Here is a 26,347-nt window from a genome sequence, read left to right as displayed (position 1 = left end):
CATCCTCCAAGGGGAAGTGGTGATGGGTCAGAAGACGATCGATGAGTTGGTGCGCGCCGACGAGGGACTGGTCAGCCGGTCCATCTTCGTGGACGAAGAGATCTTCCAGCAGGAACTGAAGCAGATCTTCTCGCGCGCGTGGCTGTTCGTGGGGCACGAAAGCCTGGTGCCCAAACCGGACGACTACTTTGTTTCGCGCATGGGCACGGAATCGGTGATCCTGACGCGCGACCGGCAGGGGCAGATTCAGGTCATGCTGAACAGCTGTGCGCATCGCGGCATGAAGCTGTGCCGCTACGACCATGGCAACAACCGGACGTTTACCTGTCCGTACCACGGCTGGAGCTTTTCCACCGACGGCAAGCTGGTGGAACGGCCCGGCGAGCTGGTCGGCGTGCCCGGCCACGCCACGCACTACAAGGGCGAACTGGACAAGAAGCAGTGGGGCCTGAAGACGGTGGCGCAGGTGGTGAACTACAAGGGCGCCATCTGGGCAACGTGGGATCCCAACGCGCCGCCGTTCCTGGACTACATCGGCAACATGCGGCTGTACTTGGACGCGGCGCTGGACCATCGAAACGGCAGTCCGGGCGGCTCCGAGGTGATGGGCGGCGTGCAGAAGTGGCGCGTGAAGTGCAACTGGAAATTCGCGCCCGAGAATTTCATTGGGGACCTGTACCACGACATCAGCCACCGATCCGTGGACATCGTGGGCATCGGCCCGGGCGGCGGCAAGGGGCGGCGCGATGCATCCGCCACGCGCTCGGCAATCTGCTTTCCTGAACTGGGCCACGGGCTGCTGGGCCGGCTGCCGTTCTACGAGGAAGGGCCGTACGCGCCCCAATACGCGCGTTATCCGGAAGTCGAGGCGTACTACCGCGAGATCCACGAACACCGCGAGCGCACGTTGGGCGCGGCGATGCGCGTGCAGACCAGCGTGGGCACGATCTTCCCGAATATGTCCTTCCATGGCCGTCAGCCGCGCACGCTGGCGGTGTTTCATCCGATCAGTTCGACCGAGATGGAGATGTGGCGCATGTACCTGGTGGACAAGGATGCGCCCGAAGCAGTCAAGGAAGCGGCGCGCCATTATTTCCTGCGCTACTCCGGCCCGGGCGGCATGACGGAATCGGACGACATGGAGAACTGGACGGGCGCCACCGAGGCCAGCATGGGGGCGATGTCGCGCGAGCTGTACTTCAATTACCAGATGGGCGTGGGCCACCGGCAAGACGTGCCCGAGATTCCGGGCTGTGCGGTCAACGGTGAATACACCGAGGAAAACGCCCGCATCTACTACCGGCGCTGGGCGCAGTTCATGAACGGCCTGTCATGGGACCAACTGATGGCGGGCGCGGTGCGCCTGGAGGAGGCGGCATGAACGCAACCGTGGAAAACGCGCCGCCGGTGGCGCAGGACGACAGCGTGGACGACATGCTGCTCTGGTGGGAGGCGCATCGCTTCCTGCACTTTGAGGCCGACCTGCTGGACCACCGGGAATTCGACAAGTGGCTGGGCCTGCTGGACGAGGACATCACGTATCGCATGCCGCTCACGCGCAACGTGCGCCGCGACGCGATGGCGCAGGAATACTCCGGCAAGCAGGATGCGGCGTGGTTTGACGAAGGCATCGACACGCTGCGCCAGCGTGTGGCGCAGATCAAGACGGGCATTCATTGGGCCGAGGAACCGGCCTCGCGCGTATCGCATCTGGTGACCAACATCCGCGTGCTGGACGTGACGCCGGACGACGGCGGCGGCGACCTGGTGCGGGTGCGTTCGCGCTTTCTGATCTACCAGAACCGCCTGCAGTCCGAAGTGAACCTGTTCGTGGGCAAGCGCGAGGACGTGCTGCGCAGGCGCGACGGGCGCTTCACCATTCTGTCGCGCGAAATCCACCTGGACCAGAACGTCCTCTTATCGAAGGCGCTGACGATCTTCTTCTAGCGCCGTTGCCGGAGCCGGCCCGTCTGCCGGCATTCGATGGTTTTTCTTCCACTCGGGGCCTGACCGCCGACAGGACGCGCTCGCCCATACCTGGAGTTGCAGCATGCAAAGACGTACTGTACTGAAGGCCATTGCCGGCGCGGCCGCGATGTCGGCAACGGGAATGTCGTGGGGCGCCGACGCGGCTTACCCCAGCAAGCCGATCCGCCTGATCGTGCCGTATCCGCCGGGCGGCGTCACGGACGTGGCGGGGCGTTTGGCGGGAGAAATCCTCACGCGCAAGTTTGGCCAGCCCGTGGTGGTGGAGAACCGGCCGGGTGCGAACGGCATGATCGGCAGCCAGCAGGTGGCTTCCGCGCCGGCGGACGGCTACACGCTGCTGCTCAATGGGCTGGGCGGCATGGTGCTGCCGATGGCCACGGTGACCGGCCTGCCGCTCGATACGTCGCGCGCCTTCACGCCGATTGCGCAGATGGCCGAATTCATCAACGTGCTGATCGTGCGGGCCGACTCGCCGATACGCAGCGTCGACGACCTGATCGCCACGGCGCGAAAACGTAGCAAGGATGGCCTGAACTACGGCTCCAACGGCATCGGTTCGTCGGTGCACCTGACCACCGCGTTCTTCGCGCAGCACACAGGCACCAATCTGCTGCACGTGCCCTACAAGGGCAGCGGCGAGATGCTGGTGGACGTGGTCAACGGCAACCTGGACTTCAGTTTCAGCAATCTGCCGCCGGTGATGGGACTGATCCGCAAAGGGTCGATTCGCCCGATCGCCGTCACCAGCAGCTATCGCAGCAAGCAGCTGCCGGATGTGCCGACGATGGCCGAGCAAGGCGTGGCGGATTTCGATGTGACGAGCTGGCTGGGACTGTACGGACCGGCTGGCATGCCGCCCGAGGTGGTGCAGAAGCTGAGCGCGGCGTTGCAGGAAGGCATGGCGCTGCCTCAGTCGGTGGAAACCTTGAGCGCCGCGGGTTTTGAGCCCAGGCCCACGGGAGCGGATGCGTTTGCGGAACTGAACCGCGCCGAACTTGCGCGCTGGAAGCAGGTCGCCACCAAGGCCAGCATCTCCCTGAAATTCGGAGCCTGAGCATCATGGAAACGACATCGGCCCTGCAGCGGGTTCACACCGCCATCATCGGTGCAGGACATGCGGGCGTGGAGTGTGCGTGGGCCCTGCGCGCGGCGGGGGTGGAAGGCGACGTGGCGCTCTTTGGCGCCGAAACGCATGCACCCTACGAACGGCCGCCGCTGTCCAAGGCCCTGCTGACCGGTTCAACCAGCGCCGAGCGCATTGCGTTGCGCGCGGGCAGCGCTTACGAAAAGTCGCGCGTAATGGTGGTGGCGGGTGACCCGGTGGCCGCCATCGATACTGCGGCGCACACGCTGCGCACGGCGTCGGGCCGCGTCGTGGCGTATGAGCATTGCGTGCTTGCCACGGGCGCCAGCGCGCGCGGCATGGCCGACGTGGCGGGCGAACAGGTGTTCTCGGTGCGTGGCCTGGACGACGCGCACCGGCTGCGCGAGGCGCTGCGGCCGGGCATCCGGCTGCTGGTGGTCGGCGCCGGATATCTGGGACTGGAAGCGGCCTGCTCGGCGCGCAAGCTGGGCGCGCAAGTGCTGGTGCTGGAGCAGGGCGGCAACGTGATGGCGGGCAAGGTGTCCGAGCCCACGGCCACACGGCTGGGCGACCTGCACCGCGAGGCCGGCATCGAGATCCGCCACGGCGCTGCGGTTCAGCGCTGGGAACGCACGGCATCCGGATGGCGCGCGCATCTGGCAACGGGCGAGGCCATCGATGCCGACCTGGTGCTGGTGTCGATTGGCGCGGTGGCCGAGACGGCGCTGGCCGAGGCGGCGGGACTCATCTGCCTGGACGGCGTGGTCGTGGACGAATGCTGCCGCACGTCCGCACCCGATGTTTACGCCATCGGGGACTGCGCCAGCGCCTTTCGGGGCGAGCTGCAGCGCTATGCCCGCATCGAGAGCGTGCAGAACGCGCTGGCACAGGCGCGCACGGCGGCCGCCGCCATCGCGGGCAAGGCGCCGCCCGCGTTGCGCCCGCCCACGTTCTGGTCCGAACAACAGGGCCGCCGTCTGCAGATGGCCGGCCTGGTCGATCCGGCCGCGCCGTGCCGCGATGTATTGCTGCCCACGGCCAAGGGATGGCTGGTCGAACGCTATCAGCACGGCCGCCTGGCCGCGATCGAGGCGGTCGATAGCCCGGTGGAGTTCATCAAGGGCGTGCCGCGCATCGGCGCGCCCGAAGTGGCTGCGGCCACGGCGTGATCAAACCTTCTGGAGACAACATGCCCGTTGCGATATTTGAATTGCCCGATGGCGCCGAACAGGTGCTGGATGTGCCCGATGACTGGTCGCTGATGGAAGCCGCTCGGCGCGACGGCCTGGAAGGCATCGTCGCCGAATGCGGCGGCGGCGCCATCTGCGGCACCTGCCACGTGCAGGTGGATGTCGATTGGCACGCGCGGCTGGAGCCGCCCGGCATGGCCGAGGAAGCGTTGCTGGAAGTGGTGCCCGAGCGCTGCCCGACCAGCCGCCTGTCCTGTCAGGTCATCATGACGCCCGAACTGGACGGCATCCGCGTGCGCGTGCCGTCATCGCAGCTCGAGCTGTAGCCAGCGCGTCCGAACCCCAAGGAGCAACCGCATGGCCGACAACAAATCCATCAACCTCGTCGATCTGCAACCCGGCGTGCGCGTGCGCATGGCGGGCGGCGCGTTGGCCGAGATCCTCGAGAACCCGCAGGACGGCTTCTGGCTGATTGTCCGGTACTTGGATCATCCGGCAGAGCCCGCGCTGGTCGACGCCGGTGAGCAGCAGGTGTTTGCCACCGACGTCGAAGCAATCGAACCCTGAACCCTCTGGAGCCCCCATGAATCAAAAGCCCAAAGTCATCGTCTCCGCGCCCGTGCCGCCCGATCTGCGCGAGCAGCTGGCCGAGCGTTGCGAAATCGTCGAAGTGCCCACCGGACAGAATCCGGCCGAGGTGCTGGGCGCGGATGCGCGCGCGAATATCGAAGGCATGGTCTGCACGGTGCGCACCAAGGTCGATCAAGCCTTGCTGGACGCCTTGCCCGCGCTGAAGGTCAGCTCGAACTTCGCCGTGGGATTCGATAACGTCGATCTGGCGGCCGCCACACAGCGCAAGGTGCTGATCTGCAACACGCCCGGCGTGCTGGATGGCGCGGTGGCCGACGTGACGATCGGCCTGATGCTGTGCCTGTCGCGCAACCTGGTGGCGGGCGACGCCTTCGTGCGCAGCGGCGCATGGACCAAGGGTGCCTTTCCGCTGACGCGCGACATCCGCGGCAAGACGCTGGGACTGCTGGGCATGGGACGCATCGGCCGTGTCGTGGCCCGCGCGGCGCAGGCCTTCGACATGAAGGTCATCTACCACAACCGCCGCGAAGATCCGCAGGCCGAAGGCCTGGCCACCTATGTCGAGCGCGACGAACTCTTCAAGTCGTCGGACGTGCTGAGCGTGCACATCCCCCTGTCCGCGGAAACGCGCCATTCCATCGGCAAGCGCGAGCTCGGCTTGATGAAGCCGACGGCGTACCTGATCAACACGGCGCGCGGCCCGGTCATCGACGAGGCGGCGCTGATCGACGCGTTGCGTGCCGGCACCATCGCAGGCGCGGGGTTGGACGTGATGGAGCAAGAACCGCTGCCGGCCGACAGCCCGCTCTGCGCCTTGCCGAATGTGGTGCTGCAGGCGCACGTGGGCAGCGCCACGCACGAAACGCGGCGCGCGATGATCGACCTGGCGGTGGCCAACCTGATGGATGCACTGGGCGGAAAGTCGCCGCAGGCGATGGTCAACCCCGAGGTCTGGCAGGCGCGCGCGTGACGCGTCCGGCAGGCAAAGCAGCGGCCCGTTGATTGAAGGCCTGCGAGGTGGGGCCGCCTAGGTGGGGCCGCCGAGGCGGCCCCTAATCCATGCCCCTTATCCCTGTTTCCCGCCGTAATCCACCACGATCCCCGCTTGCCGCGCGACCTCGCTCCAGCGCTTGAGTTCCGCCTTGGAGAACGCCTGGAACTGCGCCGCGTCGCGCAGCTTGGGTTCGAAGCCGGCGTTGATGATGCGGGTCTGGTATTCCGGCGCGGCCAGTCCCGTGACGATGGTGTTGGACAGCTGCGCGATGATCGCCGGATCGACCTGCGCGGGCGCATACATGCCCAGCCAGCTCGTCACGTCGAAGTCCTTCATGCCCTGTTCCTGCATGGTCGGCACGTTGGGAAGCTGGCGCGCGCGGTAGGCGCTGGTCACCGCCAAGGCCTTCAGGCGCTTGCCGTCCACCATCGCCAGCGTGGGCGGCAGGTTCATGAAACAGAGGTCCAGGTCGCCATTGGCCGTTCCGACCAGCGCCTCGCTGGCGCCCTTGTAGGGCACGTGGTCGAACTTCAACCCGGTGCGCATGGCAAAGAGCTCGGCCGTCATCTGCGACGAACTGCCGACGCCGTTGCTGCCATATAGCGGTTTACGCTTCGTGGCACGCAGGTATTCGATCAGTTCGGGCACCGTGTTGGCGGGGTGGTCCACGCGCACGACCAGGGCGTTGACGAACTCGGCTACCTGGGCGATCGGAAGGAGGGCGGTTGGAATGTCGATCGGCAGGCCGCGCAGCGTGGCGGGCGGCAGCACGTTGTGGCCCAGGCCCCCGGTGGTGAGGGTGTAGCCGTCAGGCCGTGAGGCAGCGGCCGCCTGCATGCCGATGACCCCGCCCGCGCCGGCGCGGTTTTCGATCACCACGCTCTGGCCGTACTTGGCGTAGAGCAGGTCGCCCACCAGCCGTCCTGCAAGGTCGGTGGCGCTGCCTGGTGTGGAAGAGACGATGATCTTGATGACGCGGGACGGATACGGCCCGCTCTGTGCCCAGCTTGCGCCGGTAAGGTGCAGGCCGGCGGTGGCCCCCATCAGCTTCAACGCACTACGACGTTTCATGACGACTTCCCCTTGGGTTATAGACCTACTGCTTCACGTGCTGCTCCAAAAATTTGATCCGAACTTTGTACGATAAACATATTTCTCGTACGGTACGGGCCACGCGAGAGCACGCAAATTGCGGCTTACCCTAGGGGGGCGCAGTTCAGGGGTCGATTGGCCACTTCGGGCGCACGATGCGGCGGTAGGGCAGTGCGGCAAGATTCAACGACACCGAGCCGGGCGCGTCCGCATAGATCACGTGGCGCGCGATCTGCGCGAAGGCGGTATGAAAGTGCTGCGCGGACTTGACCACGATGAGCGTCTTGTCCTCAAGCCGGCAGCCCAGCTGTGTAAACACGTCGGTATGCAGCGCTTGCGCGCGCACGCTGATCAGCACGATCTCGATGCCATCCGCATCTATCCGCGCCGCGTTGCCCACGGCGCAAGGCGAGCCCGACAGCCCCGTCATGACCATGTCCGGCGCCAACGCCTTGACGGTGCAGGACAGGTCGATCGGGGCGCCCGACATTGGACTGATCTTGCCGCCGATGCGCAGTTGCAGGCGCGCGCCGACGCCGGCGCTGAACGCAATACGCACGGCAACGGGGTCCCAGACCGGCCCCACCACGGCATTGCGCACGTTGCGCTCGCGCAGGCAATGCAGGAAGAAGGTCGCGTCACCCGCCCCGCCGCCACCAGGATTGTCGGCGGCATCGGCGATCACCACGGGCGTCACCCCGCACGCCAGCGCCTGGCTGATGGCCTCGTCGGGCTGTGGGCAAGCGGGAGCCAGCGCCTCGCGCATGCCGATCAGTTCATCGGCCAGGCGCCGGGCCAGGGTCTGGGCTGCGGCGCCGTCGCGGTCCGCGTACACCAGGATCTTGGTGCCCATGTCGGGAACGTCGCCCCACGGAAAGCTGTGCACGACCGAAATGGAAAGAATGCCGTTGCGTCCCTCCTGCGCCATGAGGCGATCGATGTAGCTTCGAGCCGGCTCCTGGGGAGTCCGGATGGTGACGACCATCCCGCAATCGACGACCGCCGACACCGGTTTGATGCGTCCGGCGGCCTGCGCGGCACAGAAGTCCACCAATTCCAGGGCGCGTTCCCGGATGTCGGTGTGGGGATATTCCTTGTATGCCACCAGGATGTCGGCGTTGTGCACCATGGCGTCGGACAGATGGCAATGCGGGTCCAGTTCGGCCCCGACCACGACGTCGGGGCCAACCAGGGCACGCACGCGGGCAAGCAGGTCGCCCTCGCAATCCTCATAGCCCTGCGCCACCATTGCGCCATGCAGCCCCAGGACCACCATATCGACGGGCAAGGCGCCGCGCAGGTCCTGGAGCAGTTCGTCGCGCAGGGTTTCATAGGCGTGCCGCGTGGTGATGCCACCAGGTTGCGCGCCCGCCGTCATGCCTTCGATCACCTTCCAGCCGTGCTCCGCGCCGCGCTGGCGGGCAGCCCACAGGGGGCCGCTGAAGATGGTCATTTCCCGCGGGTGCGTGCCGGCGGGGTAATGCCCTCTATCGGCGAAGTCCGCCAGCGACGTGGGCAGCGGCGAGAACGTGTTGGTTTCGGTGGCCAGCGAACCGGTGAATACGCGCATGGTCCGCCTGCTCAGTCCACGGTGGCGCCGGAGGCCTTGATGACCGCGCCCCATTTCACGATCTCATCGGCGACGTGTTTTCGCAATTCTTCCGGCGTGCCGCCGCCCGGCGTGGCGACCATGCCGGCAAGCTTTTCCTGCGTATCCTTTTCGGCCATGATCGCGTTGACTTCCTGGTTCAGTTTGTCGACGATGCCGGCAGGCGTGCCCGCCGGCATGAACAGGGCATACCAGGACGTCACTTCATAACCTTTGACGCCGCTGGCGTCGATCGTCGGGATCTCGGGCGCAAACGGTTGCGGGCTGGCGCTGGTGACGCCCAGCGCGCGCAGCTTGCCGCCCTGGATGAGGGGCATGACCGACGGCGCGGTATCGAACATCACCTGTATCCGGCCGGCCATCAGGTCGGTCAACGCGGGCGCGCTGCCCTTGTACTGGACGTGCTCCATCTCCACGCCGGCCATCGTCTTGAACAGTTCTGCCGACAGGCGCGTGGAAGAGCCCGCGCCGGACGATGCGAAGAAAATGCCCTTGGGGTTGGCCTTCGCGTAGCTGATGAATTCCGACACCGTCTTGGCCGGCACAGTGTTGTTCACCACCATGATGTTCGGAAAGCGCGTCAACAGCGCCACCGGCGCAAAGTCCTTCTGGAAATCAAAGGGCAGATCCTTGTAGAGCGACACGTTTATCGTGCTGGCGTTGGAGCCGAGCAGGATCGTGTAGCCGTCGGCGGGCGAACGCGCCACGCCCGCCGCCGCGATGTTGCTGGCGGCGCCCGGCCGGTTTTCCACGACGAAGGTCTGTCCCAGTCGCTCCGACAGGCGGCCCGCGACAAGGCGCGCAACCGCGTCGGACGATCCGCCCGGGGCATAGCCGACCACGATTTTCACGGGCTTCGAAGGATAAGCCGTCTCCGGCGCGGCGGCGGCTTGCTGGCAGAACACGGCAAGCGTCGCGGCTGCCAGGATTGAAGCGAAGGGTTTCATGCGTGTCGGCTCGAAAAGGAAAAGGGGGGCCGGCGGGCGCCGGCGGGGCTTCGGTCAGGCGCATTATTGGCAATCCCATGCCGCGTAATCAATGTAAGCTTGGCGCGATTTTGTTGCCTATTTGGCAACGATTGCTTTGAGGCCGACGGGCGCGGGGAGACAGACATGGATGGCGGGCTGAGCGCGCGGCGCTTGCAGTACTTCTTTGAAGCGGTGACCACTGGTTCGGTACGTGGCGCCGCCGAGCGGCTTGGCGTCGAGCCGTCGATCGTCAGCCGCCAGATCCAGCTTCTGGAAAAGGAACTGGGCGTGGCCCTGCTCGAGCGCAAGGGCCGCGGCATCGTGCCGACCGACATGGCGGCCATCGTGATGGACCATTGCCGCGACAGGCAGGCCAGCGAACAGGCGTTGCGGGCGCGTCTGGACGAGGTCAATGGCCTGCAGCGTGGTGATATCCAGATCGTTGCCAGCGAGGGCTTCGTCGATATCCTGATGAGCGGCGCGGTTGACGCGTTCTGCCGGCAGCATCCGGGCGTGCGGGTTTCGCTGCGGGTGGCCGGCGCTTCAGATGCCGTGCGGGCGGTGGTGCATGACGACGCGCATATCGGTGTGGTGTTTGGTGCGCCAGCCGACCCGGCCATTCGCGTGGTCGACACGCGCACGCACCCGCTCTGCGTGATTGCCTGGCCCGATCATCCCTTGGCTCGTCAACGCAAGCGCCCGGCACTGCGTGACGTCGCGAAATATCCGGTCGCGCTGATGGCGCCCGGCTTCGGGTTGCGGCAGCTGATCGAGATGGCCGAGCTGTCCGAAAATACGGTCCTTGCGCCCAGCTTCATCGCCAACTCGGTCGTCACGCTCAAACGCTATGTCGAGTGCAGGTTGGGACTGGCGTTCACATCGGCCAATTCCGTCGTGAAAGAGGTCGCAAGAGGCGAGCTGGTGGCGCTTCGCACCACCAATCCGATTTTTGAAGCGGCGCAATCGCGCCTGATGGTCAGGGCCAACAGGCCGCTGACGGGTGCAGTGAGGGAAATGCTGGACCGCATCCAGGCCTCGCCTCTATTCGGCGCAGGCAAGGCCTGAATCCGCTGGATTACCGGACGGGCCAGCCGTACATCAGCCCGCCGTTGCGGTACGACGCATTCAGCCCGCGCTCGAGTTTCAGCGGGCTGTTCGGGCCCAGGTTCTTCTCGAAGCTCTCGCCGTAATTGCCGACGGTCTTGATGATGTTGTAGGCCCATTTGTCATCGACGCCCAAGTTCTTGCCCATGCCCGGCGTCACGCCCAAGAGGCGCTGGATGTTCGGGTTGGTGCTTTTCAGCATCTCGTCCACGTTCTTGGACGTGACGCCGTATTCCTCGGCTTCCAGCATGGCGTTCATGGTCCAGCGGACCAGGTTGAACCATTGCTCGTCGCCCTGGCGAACCATCGGGCCCAGCGGTTCCTTGGAGAAGTTCTCCGGCAGGATGTCGTACTTTTCCGGATTCTCAAGGTTGCTGCGCGCGGCGGCCAATTGCGACTTGTCGCCGGTGAAGGCGTCGCAGCGGCCCACGGCGAAGGCGCGGATGATCTCGTCCAGGCGTTCCACGACGACCGGCTTGAAGTTCACGTTCTGCGAGCGGAACCAGTCCGCCAGGTTCAGTTCGGTGGTGGTGCCGGGCTGCACGCAGACGGTGGCGCCTTCCAGTTCCTTGGCGCTCTTCACGCCCAGGGACTTGTTCACCATGATGCCCTGGCTGTCGTAGTAGTTCACGCCCACGCCAATCAGGCCCAGCGTCGTGTCGCGGGTCAGGGTGAGCGTGGTGTTGCGGGTCAGGACGTCGACTTCGCCGGATTGCAGGGCGGTAAAGCGCTGGACCGCGCTGATCGCCTGGATCTTGGCCTTGGACGCGTCGCCGAACAGGGCGATGGCCAGCGCGCGGCACAGGTCGACGTCCAGGCCGATCCAGCCGCCCTTGCTGTCGTTCACGGAAAAGCCCGCGACGCCCGTGGATACGCCGCAATGGACAAAGCCCTTGCTCTTGACCGCCTCGAAGGTCGCGCCGGCGTGGGCGGTCCAGGACGAAATGAACAAGGCGGTTCCTGCCGCAGCCAGTTTGAGTGCTTTCATGGTGTCTCCGCGCCGCGTGGCGCATGTTTATCGTTCAGCCGAAGGCTGAAGTGCGGCGCATAGTACCAGTGGGTCCGGGAGGGAGAATCAGGGAATTCCCGTTAAATCCGGGAGGCGGAATTTGATGGGGATAGAATCGGGCATGCCCGGCCTGCCGCCTGCTTCCAGGCCGCCAGCGGCCGGAAAACGCCACACCGCCACGCCAGCCTATGAATCGACATGACGACCCCGCAGGGCCAGACAATCGTCCGAGGCGCCCGTTCGCCTTCGTCAAGGACCAGTTGCACGGCACTTGGACCGAGCTGACGCGGGTCACCGCCAGCGACCGCCGCTGGGAAATGCCGCTGGCCGCCGCGCTGTCGTCGGGTCTGCCGCTGATGGTGGGCGCGTATTTCGGGCGCATGGATTACGGACTGATGTCCAGCCTGGGCGGGATGGTGTTCCTGAGCCTGCCCAACGCCTCGTTGCAGATCCGCATGATGATGCTGCTGGCGGCGTCCTTCGGCATGGTCGCCTGCTACGCGCTGGGCGCGCTGACGCAGTTCTGGCCAACCGCCACGATTGCGGCGCTGACGCTGATCGCGATGGTGGTGAACATGGTGTGCCGCTGCTACCGCCTGGGACCGCCGGGCAGCCTGTTCTTCATCATGGCCACGGCGATCGCCGCCTACACGCCAGGCACCATCGAAGACGTGCCATTGCGCGTGGGCATGGTGGCCTTGGGTTGTCTGGTCGCCTGCCTGGTGGCCTTTGCGTATTCGCTGCACATGACGCGCGTGGCCCCGCCGCCGCCGCATGTCGAGCTGCCCAAGCCCACGTTCGATTTCGTTGTGTACGACTCCGTCATCATCGGGCTGTTCGTCGGCATCTCATTGCTGGTGGCCGAACTGCTGCAACTTCAGCGGCCGTACTGGGTGCCTGTCAGTTGCCTGGCGATCATCCAGGGCGCCAGCCTGCGCGCGGCGTGGAGCCGGCAGATGCATCGTATCCTGGGCACCGCCGTGGGCCTGTGCGTGGCCTGGGCGCTGCTCAGCCTGCCGCTCAATGTCTGGACGCTGAGCGTGGTGATGATGGCGCTGTCGTTCGGCATCGAAACGCTGGTGGTGCGCCATTACGCCAGCGCGGTGGCGCTGATCACGCCCCTGACCATCTTCCTGGCCGAGGCGCCGCATCTGGGGCAGGGCTATCCCGTCGATGTGATCGAGGCGCGCTTCGTGGACACGGCGCTCGGGGCATTCATCGGCGTGCTTGGCGCCGTGCTGCTGCACAGCCAACGCATCCGCCCGACACTGTCCCGCTGGATGCGGGCAGTGCTGCCGCAGCGGGTGAATTGACCGTCGTCCTGCCCCGGCTGGACGCCGCGGAGGTCGATTTTCCCTGCCGGCTCGGATAGGATGGGCGTTTGCGCAACCTGGAGGCACTCATGGATTGTTCTGTTGAAGGAAAGGTCGCGTTCGCCGACGGTCATTCGTATCACTTCGCGACCGTCGACGCGGCGCTGGCGTTTGCTGAGTGCGTCAAAAGCACCCAGAATCCCGCCCAATGCGCCGCCACGCATGGCAGCACCAGTCAGGTCAAGCTGGAAGACGTCGCCGCGCAGGAAGCGGCGGAGCGGCGCGAACAGGAACCCGGCGCGGGGACTTGAATGTCTTGATGCGGCGCGGGTGTCAGCCCTTCGCCGCAGATTTCGCGCCGGCACTTCGCCGCCGCCCGCGCGGCGGCGCCGCATCATCCCCCCCTTCGCCGGCCAGATACGCCTGCACCAACGTGATGATGCGTTCCGCGGTAGGCGACAAACTGCGCCGGGCGCGGTGGATGACGCTGTAGGTCAGCGGACCTGACGCCGGGTAGGGCAGCGGCAAAGGCACGAGCGTCCCTTGCGCCAGTTCGGCGACGATGGCCTCGCGCGTGCAGAACAGCACCACGTCGCTTCCCACGGCTACGTCGCGCAGCGCGCTGACGCTGTCGCATTCAAACGCAATCGGCAGTTCATCCACGCCCGCCACCTGATACAGCTTGGCCAGGTACTCCCGCGCGCGCTGCGGCAGGTCGGTGGCGGCCAGGCGATATTGCGCCAAGGCGGCGCGCAGCTTGGGTTTTCGCACCGATTGCAGCGGATGCCCGGCCCGCACGAAAAGGCCGCCGTGCTGCGGCGGCAGCGCACGCACGATGAAGTCGGCCGGCGGCGGCAGGCTGTGCGTCACCGCCACGGCAAAGTCCAGCTTGTCCTGCAACAGCTTGTCGAGCAGGCGCTGCCAGCTTTCGATCTCGACATGCACGCTCAGGCCGGGATGATCGTGCGCCAGGCGGACCAGCAGCGGCGACAGAAACCCCGCCGCCGGAAAGGCCCCGACGCCGAAGCTCACGCGTCCCGTGTCATGGCCCCTCATCAATTCGGCCTCGCGCCGAAGGGCGAGGACATCGCCCAGGATGCGGCGCGAACGATCGAGAACCATTTTTCCCGCCTGCGTCGGCGTCACGCCGATCGACGCGCGATCCACCAGCACCAGGCCCAGCGTCTCTTCAAGGGACTGGATGCTGCGCGTCAGCGCCGACTGCGTCAGATGCAGCCGCTGGGCCGCCCGTGAGAAGTGCCGCTCTTCGGCAAGGACGGAAAAGTGCTGGAGCGAACGGATCGTCAGGCCCATGTATTTTTCTCATCGGAATTGCGCCAAATATGCAATTGATTCGAGTCAATTGCAAGACTAAAACAGCTTGACCACGGGTCGGTGAAAACGCTGCAAGAACCCGGGAAAACACGACACAGAGCGCTGCGCGGCCCCGCGACACGCCAACCTCGCAGGAGGAGACAACATGAACCGCAAGCCGATCTTCCATCTGGCGGGCTGGGCCGCCGCGCTGAGCATGCTGGCCTGTACGGCGGCCGTCGCGGCGCCATCCCCGCAACCCGACGCCTGGCCCGCCGCGGGCAAGCCGATACGCATGGTCGTGCCGTTCCCGGCGGGGTCGGGGTCGGATTCGCTGGCGCGCATGCTGGCGGCCAAGGTATCGCAGCAGACAGGCGCCTCCGTCATCATCGACAACAAGCCGGGCGCGGGCACGATGATCGGCGCGCAGGACGTGGCGCGCGCCAAGCCGGACGGCTATACGCTGCTGTACACCATCGTGGTCACGCACACGCAGAATCCGCACCTCTACAAAAAGCTGCCGTACGACCCGGTCAAGGACTTCACGCCGGTGTTGCAGGCGGTCAGATCGGCCACCGTGCTGGTCGCCAACAACAACGCGCCGTTCTCCACGACAGCCGAGCTGATCGCCTACGCCAAGGCAAATCCTGGAAAGCTCAACTACGCCTCGTACAGCGCCGGATCAACCTCGCACCTGAATGGCGAGATCCTCAAGATGAAGACGGGCACCGACATCGTCCACGTGCCCTACAAAGGCACCGCCGACGCCAGCCGCGCGCTCTTGGCGGGCGACGTGCAGGTTTACTTCGATGGCACCGCCACAGCGGTCGAGAACGCGCGTGCCGGCAAGGTCAAGCTGCTGGGCCCGGCCACGGACCGGCGCCTGAGCGTGCTGCCAGAACTGCCCACGCTGGAAGAGCAGGGGATCGAGGGACTGAACATCGTGGGCTGGCAAGGCATCTTCGGTCCGGGCGACATGCCGCCCGCACTGGCCGAGCGCGTCGCCCAGGTGTTTCGCGCCGCGCTGGAGACCCCGGAGATCACCCAGACCATCCTGTCGCAGGGCAATGAGGTCAGTGGTGCGGGGCCAAAGGAGTTCTCGGCCATCGTGCAGCGCGACAGCGCGCGGTGGGGCGACGTGATCCGCCGGATCGGGCTGGTATTGGAATAAGGCTGACGGGCCCACGGGCCCCGGGAGACAACGATGCACGATGTAGTGATACGCGGCGGCACGCTGGTGGACGGTTCGGGCGCCAGCGCCCGGGTGGGCGACCTGGCCATCGACGGCGGCACGATCGTCCAGGCCGGCGGCAAGGCGGGCGCGGCGCGGCGAGAAATCGACGCGGCGGGCGCGTTGGTGACGCCGGGGTGGGTCGACATCCATACCCATTACGACGGCCAGGCGACATGGGATCCGTATCTCAGTCCGTCGACATGGCATGGCGTCACCACCGCCATCATGGGCAACTGCGGCGTGGGCTTTGCGCCGGTCAAGCCCGACCGGCGCGAATGGCTGATCAAGGTGATGGAAGGCGTCGAGGACATTCCGGGCTCGGTACTGTCGGAAGGCATCGAATGGGACTGGGAGACGTTCCCCGAGTACCTGGACGCGCTGGACCGGCGGCCCAAGGCGCTGGACATCGGCGCGCAGATTCCGCACAGCGCGGTGCGCGCATACGTGATGGGCGATCGCGCCATTCATCACGACGAGGCGTCTCCCGCGGACCTGCTGGCCATGCGCGAGGTCGTGCGGGCCGCCTTGCAGGCAGGCGCGGTCGGCTTTTCGACGTCGCGGACCTTCCTGCACAAGTACGACGAGCGCAAGTATCCCCCGGGCACGTTCGCCACCGGCGAAGAGATCAGCGCGCTGGGATCGGTCATGGGCGAGGTCGGCCACGGCGTGTTCCAGATGACGGCCAACCATCCCGCGATGGAAGGCGAGATCCCCTGGCTGGAACAGCTTGCCCGCCACAATCGTCTGCCGGTGCTGTTCAACCTTCAGCAGACCGACGGCGCGCCAGACGTCTGGAAGCAGATCGTGCGCACGCTGGACAAGGCGCGCGACGAAGGCGTGCCGCTCATGGCCGGCATCAGCGGCCGGCCGCTCGGCATCCTGTTCTCCTGGCAGAGCTCGCTGCACCCCTTCATTGCCCATCCGACCTATCAGGCGCTGCACGCGCTGCCCCTGCCGGAAAAGCTCGCGCAGCTGCGCGATCCGCAGGTCCGCCAGAAGATCATGAGCGAGCAGCGCGGCCTGCTGGACCGCCGGGCCGAAACGCTATTCAGCAGCTTCCACAAGATCTACCGGTTGGGCCAGGATCCCGACTACGAACCGCTGCCCGAAGACAGCGTGGCGGCCATGGCGGCGCGCACCGGGCGCCCGCCGCTGGAGCTGGTGTACGACCTGATGCTGGAGAACGACGGCCGGGCGATTCTCTATTACCCGTCCTTCAACTACGCCTATGAAAACCTGGATCACCTGCACCAGTTGATGCAGCACGCCAATACCGTGAACAGCCTGTCGGATGGCGGCGCGCATTGCGGCTACATCTGCGATGTCAGCATGCCGACCTTCATGCTCAGCCACTGGACGCGCGACCGCCGCCGCGGCCCGCTATTGCCGCTGGAACACGTGGTGCGCCGGCAAACCCGCGATACCGCGCTGGTGTATGGCTTGCACGATCGTGGGCTGCTGCAGCCCGGCTTCAAGGCCGACATCAACGTCATCGATCCCGATGCGTTGAAGGTCCACTGCCCGGAAATGGTGTTTGACCTGCCGGGCGGCGGGCGCCGGCTGGTGCAGCGTGCCGATGGTTACGCGGCCACGCTGGTCAACGGCCTGCCGATCTTCGAACGCGGCCAGGCTACGGGCGAGCTGCCAGGCAAGCTGCTGCGCGGCGCCGGACCGCAACGCGGCTAAGCATCCGGGCATTCCCGAATATATTGATTGCACCGATTAATCCACTGGAATTTCTCATTTGTGGCGCAGGATTGCGCTCCCTATGATCGGCAGGGTTGCTTCACCAGCAACCCAAAAATCAAGGGGAAAAAAAATGAAGAAGTGGAAACTGGCCGGCGCGGCGCTGGCCGTGCTGTCCTGCGTGGCCACGGCCTCGGGCGCGCAAACCGCCTATCCGAAGGGCCCGGTCACGCTGGTCGTGCCTTTCGCGCCCGGCGGGTCGACGGACGTGATCGGACGGCTCCTGGCCGAGCGGCTGGCGGTGGCGCTCAAGCAGCCGGTGGTGGTCGAAAACCGCTCGGGCGCGGGCGGCAACATCGGCGCGGCCATGGTGGCCAAGTCCGCGCCCGATGGCCAGACGCTGCTCTTTGGGACGACGGGCATCCTGGCCATCAACGAGTTCCTGTACAACAACCCAGGCTACAAGGCCGACCGCGACCTGAAGCCGGTGGCGTACACCGCCTCCATCAGCAACGTGCTGATCGTGAACAACGACATGCCGGTGTCCAGTGTGGACGACCTGATCAAGCTGGCCAAGGCCAACCCCGGCAAGTATTCCTTTGCGTCCTCGGGCGCGGGCAGCTCCACGCACCTGTCGGGCGAATTGTTCAAGAACATGGCGGGCGTGGACCTGATGCACGTGCCGTACAAGGGCAGCGGCCAGGCGCTGGTGGACCTGGTCGGCGGCCAGATCAACATGATCTTCGACAACGCGCCGTCGGCGGTGCCGCTGGCGCAATCCGGCAAGGTCAAGGCCCTGGCCGTCACCAGCACCACGCCGCTGTCGGTGCTGCCGGGGATTCCGCCGTTGACCGAGGCCGGCCTGAAGGGATACGAGTCCTTGTCCTGGACCGGCGTGGTCGCACCCGCCGGCACGCCGCAGGCCGTAGTGGACCGGCTCAACAAGGAGGTCAACGCGATCCTGGCCGACGAGGCCGTGCGCAAGAAGCTCACCGAACTGGGCGCGCAAGCCACGGGCGGCTCGCCCCAGGACTTCACCGCGCACATCGAAGCCGAACGCGCCAAATGGGGCAAGCTGGTAAAGGAAGCGAAGATCGCGGTGCAGTAGCCACCGGCGGCGCAGGTGTCAGACACCGGCAGACGCCGCCTTCCTGGTCCTCTTCCCCGACACCTTCACCCCCGCCGGCACTGGCTTTTCGTTGATCACGTCCCGCATGTACTGCAGGAACAGCTCCGAACTTGCCGACAGCGACCGCAGTCGCCGCGTAATCAGACAGACCTCGCGCGACAACCGGGGCGAACTCAATTCCCGAAACACGAACGTGCCCGGTTCGCTCCCCCGCGTCTGCGGCGGGGCGATGGAACTTGCCGCCAGCGCCGGCAGAATCGAGTAGCGCCCGCCGCCGCGCAGCACGGCGTGTAGCGACGACGTCCGCGACACTTCGTCGTGCTGCTGCTCAAAAAACCCAGGCTTGCCGGCATGCGCGCGCAGGAAGGCCCCGATGCCCGTGTCCTCGGTAAACCCCACATATTCCGCCGGATCCAGGTCAGCCCACTTCAAGGGCTTGGCGCCTTGCGCGTACGGATAGGACGCCGCGCAGATCACGCCGTAGCGGTCTTCGAACAGCGGTGTGTAGACCAGCTCGTCAAAGCCATGGTGCGACGTCGAAATCGCAAAATCGATGTCGCCGTTGGCGATCATCTTTTCCACCTGTTCCGAGCCGGCGTCGTGCAACGAGAACGTGATCTTGGGATAGGCCTGGCGGAACGCCGCGATGGCGTCGCCCAGGAAGTAGTTGGTGACCGACGCCACCACCGCGATCCGCACATGCCCCTGACGCCCTTGCGACAACGCTTCCAGATCGCTCAAGGCGCCGTCGAACTGGCTGAGGATGCGCTCGGCTTCGGCCTTGAAGCGAGCGGCCTCCGGCGTCATCGCCACGCGCCGTGTGCTGCGGTCAAACAGCTTGACGCCTACCGCGTCTTCGAACTGCTGAATCGTTGCCGTCAGCGAAGACTGGGTAAGGAACAATTGCGACGCGGCAACGGTGAACGAACCCGTGTTGGCCACGGCGACGAAGCTGCGAAAGTGCCGCAGGGTGATGCTGCGTTTGGCCGTCATGCTCCCCACCGTTTCATATATTGATGAAACCGAATAATAAGCAAAAACCAACAATTTGTAGTGAAGAAAACCGCGCTCTAGAATTTCCTTCGATCTGGCGCATCGCGCCGTCTCCATCGCACGCAACAGGGAGCGAACTGAAATGAGCGCTGCAGGCGTATTGCCCACATGAGCACACCACAACCCTTGCGCATCCTCATGTCCGCATCGACGCGGGACCGGATTGGCGACGCTATCAGCCAGGCCCTGAACGGGCGCCCCTTCGAGGCCGTCATTGCGGCCCAGGCGCACGGCAATGAGCCGGCGGATGTGGATGTCGCATTCATCTCGCGCGACGTGACGGGCCTGTCGACCAAGCATCGCGTCCTTGAACCGCTGGAGGCGTTCTACGTCACGCTGCGCCGGTCGCCGAAGCTGGCCTGGGTGCACGTGCATTCGGCGGGCGCCGACCGCCCGATCTTCGGCGAACTGAAGGCGCGCGGCGTGCGCGTCACGACGTCGTCCGGGGCCAATGCGCAGGTGGTGGCGCAGACGGCGCTGGCCGCGATCCTGTCGCTGGCTCGCGAGTTTCCCCGCCTGTTCGACGCCCAGCGGGCGCGCACGTGGACGCCACTGATCGGAGGATTGCTGCCGCGCGACCTGGCCGGGCAGACCGCCGTGATCGTGGGATGGGGGCCAATCGGCCAGACGCTTGCCGGATATCTGCGGATGTTGGGCCTGAACGTCATCGCCGTGCGCAGCGCCGCCACGCCGCCCGCCGATGGCGTCGAAACCTATGCGTTCGAGGGTCTGGCACGCATCGCCGGACGCGCCGACTGGCTGGTGTTGGCCTGTCCTTTAAGCGATCGCACACGCGGGCTGGTAAACGCGCGTGTGCTCGCCGCCATGGCGCCGCACGGCCGGCTCGTCAACGTGGCGCGTGGCGAGATCGTGGCTGAAGCCGAACTGATCGAAGCCCTGCGCGCAAAGACGCTGGCCGGCGCGTATCTGGATGTGTTCGAACACGAACCGCTGGATGCCGAATCGCCGCTATGGACGCTGCCCAACGCATTCGTCACGCCGCATTCGGCGGGCCATTCGGATGGCAATGAGGCGCGCGTGGACCGGATCTTTCTTGATTACCTGCGGCAGTGGCGGCAGTAACGCCAGCCTGATTGCCCGCGCACCCTACCTGCTTGCAACCCGTCAATTCCAGGACCTTCCATGATCCAGACCGCCGCGCGCATCCAGCGCATCAAACCCTCGCCCAGCTCGATGGCGGGCCAGCGGGCCCGTGAACTGCGCGCCACCGGCCGCGACATCGTCGCGCTGACGGCCGGCGAGCCCGACTTCGATACGCCCGACAACGTCACGCAGGCCGTCGTGCGCGCGATGGCGCAGTCGCGCACCAAGTACACCGACGTGGGCGGCACACCCGAGCTCAAGGCCGCGATCCGCGAGAAATTCCGCCGCGACAACGGCCTGGACTACGCCGCCAGCGAAATCATCGTCGGCAACGGCGGCAAGCAGATCATCTTCAACGCGCTGCTCGCCACCGTCGACGAGGGCGACGAGGTGATCGTGCCGACCCCGTACTGGGTGTCGTATCCCGACATCGTGCTGCTGGCGGGCGGCACGCCGGTCTTCGTGGCCTGCCCGCCCGCGCAGGGATTCAAGCTGCAGCCCGCCGACCTGGACAAGGCGATCACGCCCCGCACACGCTGGGTGATCCTGAACGGTCCCAACAACCCCAGCGGCGCGGCCTATTCGCGCGAAGAGCTGCTGGCGCTGGCCGAAGTGCTGCGGCGCCATCCGCATGTCTGGTTGATGTCTGACGACATCTACGAACACATCCTGTACGACGGCCGGCAGTTCGCCACCCTGGCGCAGGTGGCCCCCGACTTGAAGGCGCGCACGCTCACCATCAACGGCGTGTCCAAGGCCTATGCGATGACCGGCTGGCGTATCGGTTACGGGGCGGCGCCGGCCGACCTGATCAAGGCGATGACCAAGCTGCAGTCGCAGAGCACGTCCAACCCGTCTTCGATCAGCCAGGCGGCCGCGCAGGAAGCGCTGTCCGGCCCGCAGGATTTCATGGCCGAACGAACCCGCATCTTCCAGACGCGCCGCGACATGATCGTGGCCAGCTTGAACCGCATCGACGGCATCGACTGCCACATGCCGGAAGGCGCGTTCTACGTGTTTCCGTCCTGCGAGGGGCTGCTGGGCAGGACGACGCCCGCGGGCAAGCAATTGAAGACCGACGAGGACTTCATCATGTACCTGCTCGACGAGGAGAACCTGGCGGTGCTGCAAGGCGCGGCGTACGGGGTGTCGCCGTTCTTCCGGATCTCGTACGCGGCGTCGATGGAACAGTTGGAAGAGGGCTGCGCGCGCATCAAGCGCGCTTGCGCGAAGCTGGGATAAAGGCGGTTGGGGCGGGCGTTTGCGCCGGACGATTAGGCTGCCGCCCCGCAATACGGGCAGTCGGATTCACCGGGCTGCGCGGGCGCCATCCGTTCAGCAGCCGGCTTTCCCGGCGCGGGACGCACGTCAGTGGGCAGGGCGGCATCGCCGCCGTGCCCGCCGTGAAAACACTCGTGCGCCAGCCACTGGCTCAGCCGTTCGTAGCTTTCCATGTTGCTGCGCCAGTTCGGCGCGCAAAGATAATAGCCAAGCGGGCTTTCAAACGTCCGGTCGAAAATGTCCACCAGTTGCCCTGTGGCCAGTTCCTTTTCGATCAGGCAATGCGGCATCAGCGCCACGCCAAAGCCGGAAGACGCGGCCTGGATAATCATCGAAAACAGATTGAAGCCCGGGCCGAACCGTGCGCGGTCATAATCGCCCAGGTAGGTCGAGAACCAATATTCCCAGGACAGCGGAATCTCGATGTGCTGCAGCAGCGTGCATTGCTTGATGTCTTCGAGGCTGCCGATGGGGTGCTGATCCAGATATTCCCGCGAGCACACCAGACGCGTTTCGCGGCCCGTCAGGTATTTGGCGTCGCCATCGTGCCAATCGCCATACCCATATTGGATCGACGCATCGAAATCGAGCTCGGTGCTTTTGTAATCCGCCACGCTGTAGCGCACGAAATTGATGGAAATGTCCGGGTTGACCTCGCGGAACGTCTTCAATCGCGGAAACAGCCATTGCGCCGCAAAGGTCGGCGCGGCCGATACGTTCAGGGATTTTGCCGACTGCTGCGTCGCCATGACCTGCGACGTGGCGCTTTCCAGCGTATGCAGGGCCGGCCGGATCAGGCTGAGGTAGGTGGCGCCCATGCGGGTGAGCTGCAGCCCATTGGTGCCCCGGATGAACAGCGCGTGTCCCAGGTAGCTTTCCAGCGTGGCGATATGCCGGCTGATGGCGCTTTGCGTGACGAACAGTTCCTTGCCCGCCTTGGAAAACGACAAGTGCCGGGCCGCCGCGGAGAATGCGTTTAACTCAGAAAGGGTGGGGCAGCGACGTCTCATAGGGGGGTATGAGTAATGCTCATAAGGCTGTTCAAATTTGTGTCGAACGCATAGGGGGAGACCCGGTATCGGACCCCCGAATTGTACCGGTAGAGTTCGGCATGCCGTGATTTCCCGGCGTTTTGAACTGTTTACGTGGTCGATTTATGAAGCCGGTTGTCATCAAGAATTGCAGGATCCTCAATACCCGAACCTTGGCCCTTGAAGCCGCCGCGACCGTGCTGGTCGAGGATGGCGTGATCACCCGCATTGGCGCCGATGAACCGGCTGCCGCGGATGCGCAGGTGGTGGACGCCAAGGGCATGACCCTGATGCCCGGCATGATCGACTGCCACGTGCACGTTGTGGCGTCGTCGTTCAACCTGGGCCGCGTCGCGTCCCTGCCCAACGCGCTGGCGCTGCTGCGCGCGCTGCCCATCATGCAGGGCATGCTGGACCGCGGCTTCACGTCCGTGCGCGACGCGGGCGGCGCGGACTGGGCGCTGGCGCAGGCGGTGCTGGACGGCACCATCGACGGCCCTCGTCTCTTCTGCTCGGGCAAGGCCTTGTCCCAGACCGGCGGCCACGGCGACTTCCGCCAGCGCAACGACGAGCTCGATCCGTGCCCCTGCTCGGTCAAGATCGGCAACATCGGGCGTGTGGTCGACGGCGTGGACAACTGCCGCTTGGCCGTGCGCGAGGAAATCCTGAAGGGCGCCACGCAGATCAAGGTCATGGCGTCCGGCGGCGTGGCCTCCCCCAACGACCCCATCCAGAACCTGGGCTTCTCCGAGGCCGAGCTCATCGCCATCGTCGAAGAGGCCAATAACGCCAACACCTACGTGATGGCCCACGCCTACACCCCGCGCGCCATCACGCGCGCCGTGCGTTGCGGCGTGCGCACCATCGAGCACGGCAACCTCGTCGACCGCGAGGCCGCCGAGGTCATGAAGGAACATGGCGCCTACATGGTGCCCACGCTGATCACCTACGAAGGCCTGGCCAACGACGGCGAGCGCTACGGCCTGCCGCTGGACTCGGTCAAGAAGATCGCCACCGTGCGCACGCAAGGCCTGACCGCGCTGGAGATCCTCGACGAAGTCGGCGTGAAGATGGGCTACGGCAGCGACCTGCTGGGCGAGACCCATTACATGCAGTCCGACGAACTGGTGCTGCGCAGCCGCGTGCTGGGCAATGCCAAGGTCATCCAGCAGGCGACGCTGATCGGCGCCGAGATCCTGAACCAGGAAGGCCTCCTGGGCGAAGTGTGCGAAGGCGCCTACGCCGATCTGCTGCTGATCGATGGCAATCCGCTGGACGACATCGAACTGCTGACCAAGCCCGATTCGATCAAGCTCATCATGAACCGCGGCCTGCTGCACAAGAACGCCTGCTGACGGCCCCCTTCCTTTTATCTCCGGAACTTCCCCATCATGTTTTCCGTATCCGACCGCCTGGAGCGGTTGCCCTTCAGCAGCTTTCATTTCCGGCTGCTGATGATCGGCGGCCTCGGGCTCGCCTTCGAAGCACTGGACGCCGGCATCATCGCCTTCATCATTCCCTCGCTGCGCACGCAGTGGGGCCTGACCACCGGCCAGATCGGCTGGATCGCCAGCAGCACGTACGTCGGCTTCCTGGTCGGCGCGCTGTTCTCCGGCATCCTGGGCGACCGCTACGGCCGCAAGAAGATCATGATGTGGGCGCTGCTGCTGTTCTGCGTCGCCACGTTCGTCAACGCCTTTGCGCGCAACTATCACGAGTTCTACATCCTGCGCATGATCGCCGGCATCGGCATGGGCGCGGAAGGCGCCATCATCGCGCCGTACCTGGCCGAGTTCGTCAGCAGCAAGTACCGCGGCCGGTTCACCGGCGCGCTGGCGGGCTTTTTCTCGTTCGGCTTCGTTATGTCGGCGCTGCTGGGCTACTTCATCGTCCCGATGAGCGACGACGGCTGGCGCTACATCATGATCATCGCTTCGGTGCCGGTCGTCTTCCTGCTGTGGTGGCGCAAGTCGCTGTTCGAGTCGCCCCGCTGGCTTGAACACACCGGCCAGACTTCCGAGGCCAACCGCATCTGCGAAGCCATCGAAGCCGAAGTGCAGCAAAGCACCGGCCGCCCGCTGCCCACGCCTGTCGCCACGCGCAAGGCTGCGTCCTCGCCCGCAGACCAGCAGACCGCCATGGCCAAGCTGGCGTCGCTGTTTTCCAAGCAATACCTGGGCACCACCGCGCTGGTGTGGGTGTTCTGGATCACCGTGCTGTTCTGCTACTACGCCTTCCTGGTGTGGATCCCCAGCCTGCTCGTCGAGCGCGGCTTCACCATCACCAAGAGCTTCTCGTACACGATCCTGATCTACCTGTCGCAGATCCCGGGCTACTTCTCGGCCGCGTACTTCAACGACAAGATCGGCCGCAAGTACACGATCCTGGCGTACATGCTGCTGTCGTGCCTGTCGGCGCTGGGCCTGGCGCTGGCTAGCGGCGAGCATCAGATCATCATGCTGAGCATGCTGCTGTCCTTCGGCATGAACGGTGTGATCGCCGGTCAATACACCTACACCGCCGAAATCTATCCCACGTCGATCCGCGCGACCGGCATGGGCGCGGCCTCCGCCTTTGCCCGCATCGGCTCCATTGCGTCGCCCACCATCGTTGGCGTGGCATATCCGGTCCTGGGCTTTGCCGGCGTGTTTGCCATGATGACCGCGATCCTGCTGGTCGGCGGCCTGGGCATCCTGTTCTACGGCAAGAACACGCGTGGCGTCGTGCTCGAGGAAATCAACGCATGACCAAGGCCTCCGCATTCCACGCGTTGGCTGGCCACGCCCGCGATCTGGCGCTGGCCGGCGACCGGCAGGCGCAGTGGGGCGTGATCTCCAACCTGCTGCAAGACTGCTTTGGCCACAAGCTGTTCACGGCGCTGCTGTACTTGCAGGACCACAAGCTGATGAAGCGTCTGCACACGTCGGACGACACCATCAGTCCGCTCGGCGGCTTCAAGGCCACCGGCAACGGCCCGTGGTCACGGCTGGTGCTGGAAGAAGGGCGCCTGTATGTCGCCAGCAACGAAGACGACGTGCGTACCGTTTTCTCCGAAGCGCCGATGCTGATCGAGCGCGGGCTGCAGTCGGCGTTCAATATCCCGGTGCGGCACGCGGCGCGGGTGATCGGCTCGCTGAACATGCTGGCCGCGCGGCATGCCTATGACGATATCGATCCGGATCTGGCGGCGGTCGTGGCTGGGTTGTGCGCGCCCGTGTTCATCGAAGCGATGCAGGACGCGGCGTCCGCGGCAGCTAGCGTGGACCGTTCCGCGTTGGACAGCGTGTGAGTTGCGTAATGTGAGTATCCGTCCCGGTGCGGGACGATGTTTGCGGGCCGCTTTCGACGCGGCCCTTTTTTCGTCCGGAAACAGGGACGGCGACGGTTTTGCACATTGTTGCGGGAACTGGTCTGAATTGTTGCGTGTCACCGCGTTTTTGCAAGAGGGGGAGCGAGCTTTAGAAGTCTTTCGATGTGCGAGCTTGCGCGACGTCAAGAGAATGGTCGCTTTTTTTCGTGGCGGTTCGGCGTTGCTGCACTTGGCTGGCATCTGGCTTTTCGCATCTCCGAGG

General features: G+C 65.4%; 25 protein-coding genes. 18 read left to right on the top strand and 7 right to left on the bottom strand.

What is annotated here, in order from left to right; all coding sequences use genetic code 11:
- Positions 1-22: 22 nt before the first annotated feature.
- The 7 genes from QEP15_RS23095 to QEP15_RS23065 all read left to right on the top strand — a co-directional run bounded on the left by QEP15_RS23095 (position 23) and on the right by QEP15_RS23065 (position 5,824).
- On the top strand, positions 23-1,381 hold the full coding sequence (locus tag QEP15_RS23095; protein WP_280148155.1) for an aromatic ring-hydroxylating oxygenase subunit alpha: 1,359 nt from the start codon (positions 23-25) through the stop codon (positions 1,379-1,381).
- Positions 1,378-1,947: a 3-phenylpropionate/cinnamic acid dioxygenase subunit beta gene (locus QEP15_RS23090; protein WP_056324755.1), complete on the top strand. Its 570-nt coding sequence runs from the start codon at positions 1,378-1,380 to the stop codon at positions 1,945-1,947. Before QEP15_RS23095 ends, QEP15_RS23090 begins: the two co-directional genes overlap by 4 nt.
- Before the next feature lie 103 nt (positions 1,948-2,050).
- Positions 2,051-3,043, top strand: coding sequence for a Bug family tripartite tricarboxylate transporter substrate binding protein (locus QEP15_RS23085; RefSeq protein ID WP_254607166.1), 993 nt, complete (start codon positions 2,051-2,053; stop codon positions 3,041-3,043).
- Between the two features lie 5 nt (positions 3,044-3,048).
- Positions 3,049-4,242 (top strand): FAD-dependent oxidoreductase, encoded by a 1,194-nt coding sequence (locus tag QEP15_RS23080; RefSeq protein WP_280148154.1) that lies wholly within the window; start codon positions 3,049-3,051, stop codon positions 4,240-4,242.
- Between the two features lie 20 nt (positions 4,243-4,262).
- Positions 4,263-4,589 (top strand): 2Fe-2S iron-sulfur cluster-binding protein, encoded by a 327-nt coding sequence (locus QEP15_RS23075; protein ID WP_280148153.1) that lies wholly within the window; start codon positions 4,263-4,265, stop codon positions 4,587-4,589.
- Positions 4,590-4,620: 31 nt separating this feature from the next.
- Positions 4,621-4,830 carry a hypothetical protein gene (locus QEP15_RS23070; RefSeq protein ID WP_280148152.1) on the top strand — a complete coding sequence of 70 codons (210 nt, stop codon included), beginning with the start codon at positions 4,621-4,623 and terminating at the stop codon, positions 4,828-4,830.
- A gap of 16 nt (positions 4,831-4,846) precedes the next feature.
- Complete coding sequence (locus QEP15_RS23065) at positions 4,847-5,824, top strand: 2-hydroxyacid dehydrogenase (RefSeq protein WP_280148151.1); 978 nt, start codon at positions 4,847-4,849, stop codon at positions 5,822-5,824.
- A gap of 96 nt (positions 5,825-5,920) precedes the next feature.
- Here the strand turns inward: QEP15_RS23065 and QEP15_RS23060 are convergent, their stop codons facing one another.
- The 3 genes from QEP15_RS23060 to QEP15_RS23050 form a co-directional block, all read right to left on the bottom strand.
- Positions 5,921-6,919, bottom strand: coding sequence for a Bug family tripartite tricarboxylate transporter substrate binding protein (locus tag QEP15_RS23060; protein WP_280148150.1), 999 nt, complete (start codon positions 6,917-6,919; stop codon positions 5,921-5,923).
- Between the two features lie 145 nt (positions 6,920-7,064).
- Positions 7,065-8,510 carry a M81 family metallopeptidase gene (locus QEP15_RS23055; protein ID WP_280148149.1) on the bottom strand — a complete coding sequence of 482 codons (1,446 nt, stop codon included), beginning with the start codon at positions 8,508-8,510 and terminating at the stop codon, positions 7,065-7,067.
- 11 nt (positions 8,511-8,521) lie between these two features.
- Positions 8,522-9,496, bottom strand: a complete 975-nt coding sequence (locus QEP15_RS23050) for a Bug family tripartite tricarboxylate transporter substrate binding protein (protein ID WP_280148148.1) — start codon at positions 9,494-9,496, stop codon at positions 8,522-8,524.
- Between the two features lie 165 nt (positions 9,497-9,661).
- Between QEP15_RS23050 and QEP15_RS23045 the strand changes: the two genes are divergently transcribed.
- The gene (locus QEP15_RS23045) at positions 9,662-10,582 is read left to right on the top strand and encodes a LysR family transcriptional regulator (protein WP_063954814.1); all 921 of its coding nucleotides are present in this window, start codon (positions 9,662-9,664) and stop codon (positions 10,580-10,582) included.
- A 10-nt stretch (positions 10,583-10,592) separates the two neighbouring features.
- Here QEP15_RS23045 and QEP15_RS23040 read toward each other — a convergent pair whose 3' ends face one another.
- Positions 10,593-11,609 (bottom strand): amino acid ABC transporter substrate-binding protein, encoded by a 1,017-nt coding sequence (locus QEP15_RS23040; RefSeq protein ID WP_056324770.1) that lies wholly within the window; start codon positions 11,607-11,609, stop codon positions 10,593-10,595.
- Positions 11,610-11,818: 209 nt separating this feature from the next.
- Here QEP15_RS23040 and QEP15_RS23035 point away from each other — a divergent pair, with 209 nt between their 5' ends.
- Together QEP15_RS23035 and QEP15_RS23030 are read left to right on the top strand one after the other, a co-directional pair.
- Positions 11,819-12,943 (top strand): FUSC family protein, encoded by a 1,125-nt coding sequence (locus QEP15_RS23035; RefSeq protein WP_280148147.1) that lies wholly within the window; start codon positions 11,819-11,821, stop codon positions 12,941-12,943.
- 68 nt (positions 12,944-13,011) lie between these two features.
- Positions 13,012-13,254 carry a hypothetical protein gene (locus QEP15_RS23030; RefSeq protein WP_226847303.1) on the top strand — a complete coding sequence of 81 codons (243 nt, stop codon included), beginning with the start codon at positions 13,012-13,014 and terminating at the stop codon, positions 13,252-13,254.
- Between the two features lie 22 nt (positions 13,255-13,276).
- Here QEP15_RS23030 and QEP15_RS23025 read toward each other — a convergent pair whose 3' ends face one another.
- A complete protein-coding gene (locus QEP15_RS23025) occupies positions 13,277-14,257 on the bottom strand; it encodes a LysR family transcriptional regulator (RefSeq protein ID WP_226847301.1) in 981 nt (326 codons plus the stop codon).
- A gap of 166 nt (positions 14,258-14,423) precedes the next feature.
- Here QEP15_RS23025 and QEP15_RS23020 point away from each other — a divergent pair, with 166 nt between their 5' ends.
- The 3 genes from QEP15_RS23020 (at position 14,424) to QEP15_RS23010 (ending at position 18,285) form a co-directional block, all read left to right on the top strand.
- A complete protein-coding gene (locus tag QEP15_RS23020) occupies positions 14,424-15,428 on the top strand; it encodes a Bug family tripartite tricarboxylate transporter substrate binding protein (protein WP_063954817.1) in 1,005 nt (334 codons plus the stop codon).
- 33 nt (positions 15,429-15,461) lie between these two features.
- Complete coding sequence (locus QEP15_RS23015) at positions 15,462-17,177, top strand: N-acyl-D-amino-acid deacylase family protein (protein ID WP_280148146.1); 1,716 nt, start codon at positions 15,462-15,464, stop codon at positions 17,175-17,177.
- A 133-nt stretch (positions 17,178-17,310) separates the two neighbouring features.
- Positions 17,311-18,285: a Bug family tripartite tricarboxylate transporter substrate binding protein gene (locus QEP15_RS23010; protein ID WP_062841229.1), complete on the top strand. Its 975-nt coding sequence runs from the start codon at positions 17,311-17,313 to the stop codon at positions 18,283-18,285.
- An 18-nt stretch (positions 18,286-18,303) separates the two neighbouring features.
- Here the strand turns inward: QEP15_RS23010 and QEP15_RS23005 are convergent, their stop codons facing one another.
- Positions 18,304-19,299: a LysR family transcriptional regulator gene (locus tag QEP15_RS23005; RefSeq protein WP_152382735.1), complete on the bottom strand. Its 996-nt coding sequence runs from the start codon at positions 19,297-19,299 to the stop codon at positions 18,304-18,306.
- Between the two features lie 168 nt (positions 19,300-19,467).
- On the opposite strand from QEP15_RS23005, the gene QEP15_RS23000 reads away from it, so the two are divergent.
- Both QEP15_RS23000 and QEP15_RS22995 read left to right on the top strand, forming a co-directional pair.
- Positions 19,468-20,442 (top strand): D-2-hydroxyacid dehydrogenase, encoded by a 975-nt coding sequence (locus QEP15_RS23000; RefSeq protein ID WP_280148145.1) that lies wholly within the window; start codon positions 19,468-19,470, stop codon positions 20,440-20,442.
- A gap of 60 nt (positions 20,443-20,502) precedes the next feature.
- Entirely contained in the window at positions 20,503-21,705 is a 1,203-nt protein-coding gene (locus tag QEP15_RS22995) for a pyridoxal phosphate-dependent aminotransferase (RefSeq protein WP_175156170.1), read from the top strand.
- A gap of 32 nt (positions 21,706-21,737) precedes the next feature.
- Here QEP15_RS22995 and QEP15_RS22990 read toward each other — a convergent pair whose 3' ends face one another.
- On the bottom strand, positions 21,738-22,754 hold the full coding sequence (locus QEP15_RS22990; RefSeq protein ID WP_217618272.1) for a LysR substrate-binding domain-containing protein: 1,017 nt from the start codon (positions 22,752-22,754) through the stop codon (positions 21,738-21,740).
- A 146-nt stretch (positions 22,755-22,900) separates the two neighbouring features.
- On the opposite strand from QEP15_RS22990, the gene QEP15_RS22985 reads away from it, so the two are divergent.
- From QEP15_RS22985 to QEP15_RS22975, 3 genes are read left to right on the top strand one after another with little or no spacing between them, the layout of a single operon-like run.
- A complete protein-coding gene (locus QEP15_RS22985; protein WP_062841225.1) occupies positions 22,901-24,130 on the top strand; it encodes a metal-dependent hydrolase family protein in 1,230 nt (409 codons plus the stop codon).
- A gap of 36 nt (positions 24,131-24,166) precedes the next feature.
- Positions 24,167-25,522: an MFS transporter gene (locus QEP15_RS22980; protein WP_056324799.1), complete on the top strand. Its 1,356-nt coding sequence runs from the start codon at positions 24,167-24,169 to the stop codon at positions 25,520-25,522.
- Positions 25,519-26,064 (top strand): GAF domain-containing protein, encoded by a 546-nt coding sequence (locus tag QEP15_RS22975; RefSeq protein ID WP_262759500.1) that lies wholly within the window; start codon positions 25,519-25,521, stop codon positions 26,062-26,064. The genes QEP15_RS22980 and QEP15_RS22975 overlap by 4 nt, the downstream gene beginning before the upstream one ends.
- The last annotated feature ends 283 nt before the right edge of the window (positions 26,065-26,347 follow it).

It is taken from the genome of Achromobacter mucicolens (assembly GCF_029866465.1).
Taxonomy (GTDB): Bacteria; Pseudomonadota; Gammaproteobacteria; order Burkholderiales; family Burkholderiaceae_B; genus Achromobacter; species Achromobacter mucicolens.
The sequence above is the reverse complement of the archived record's forward strand: the minus strand, read 5'-3'. Positions and strand labels throughout refer to the sequence as shown.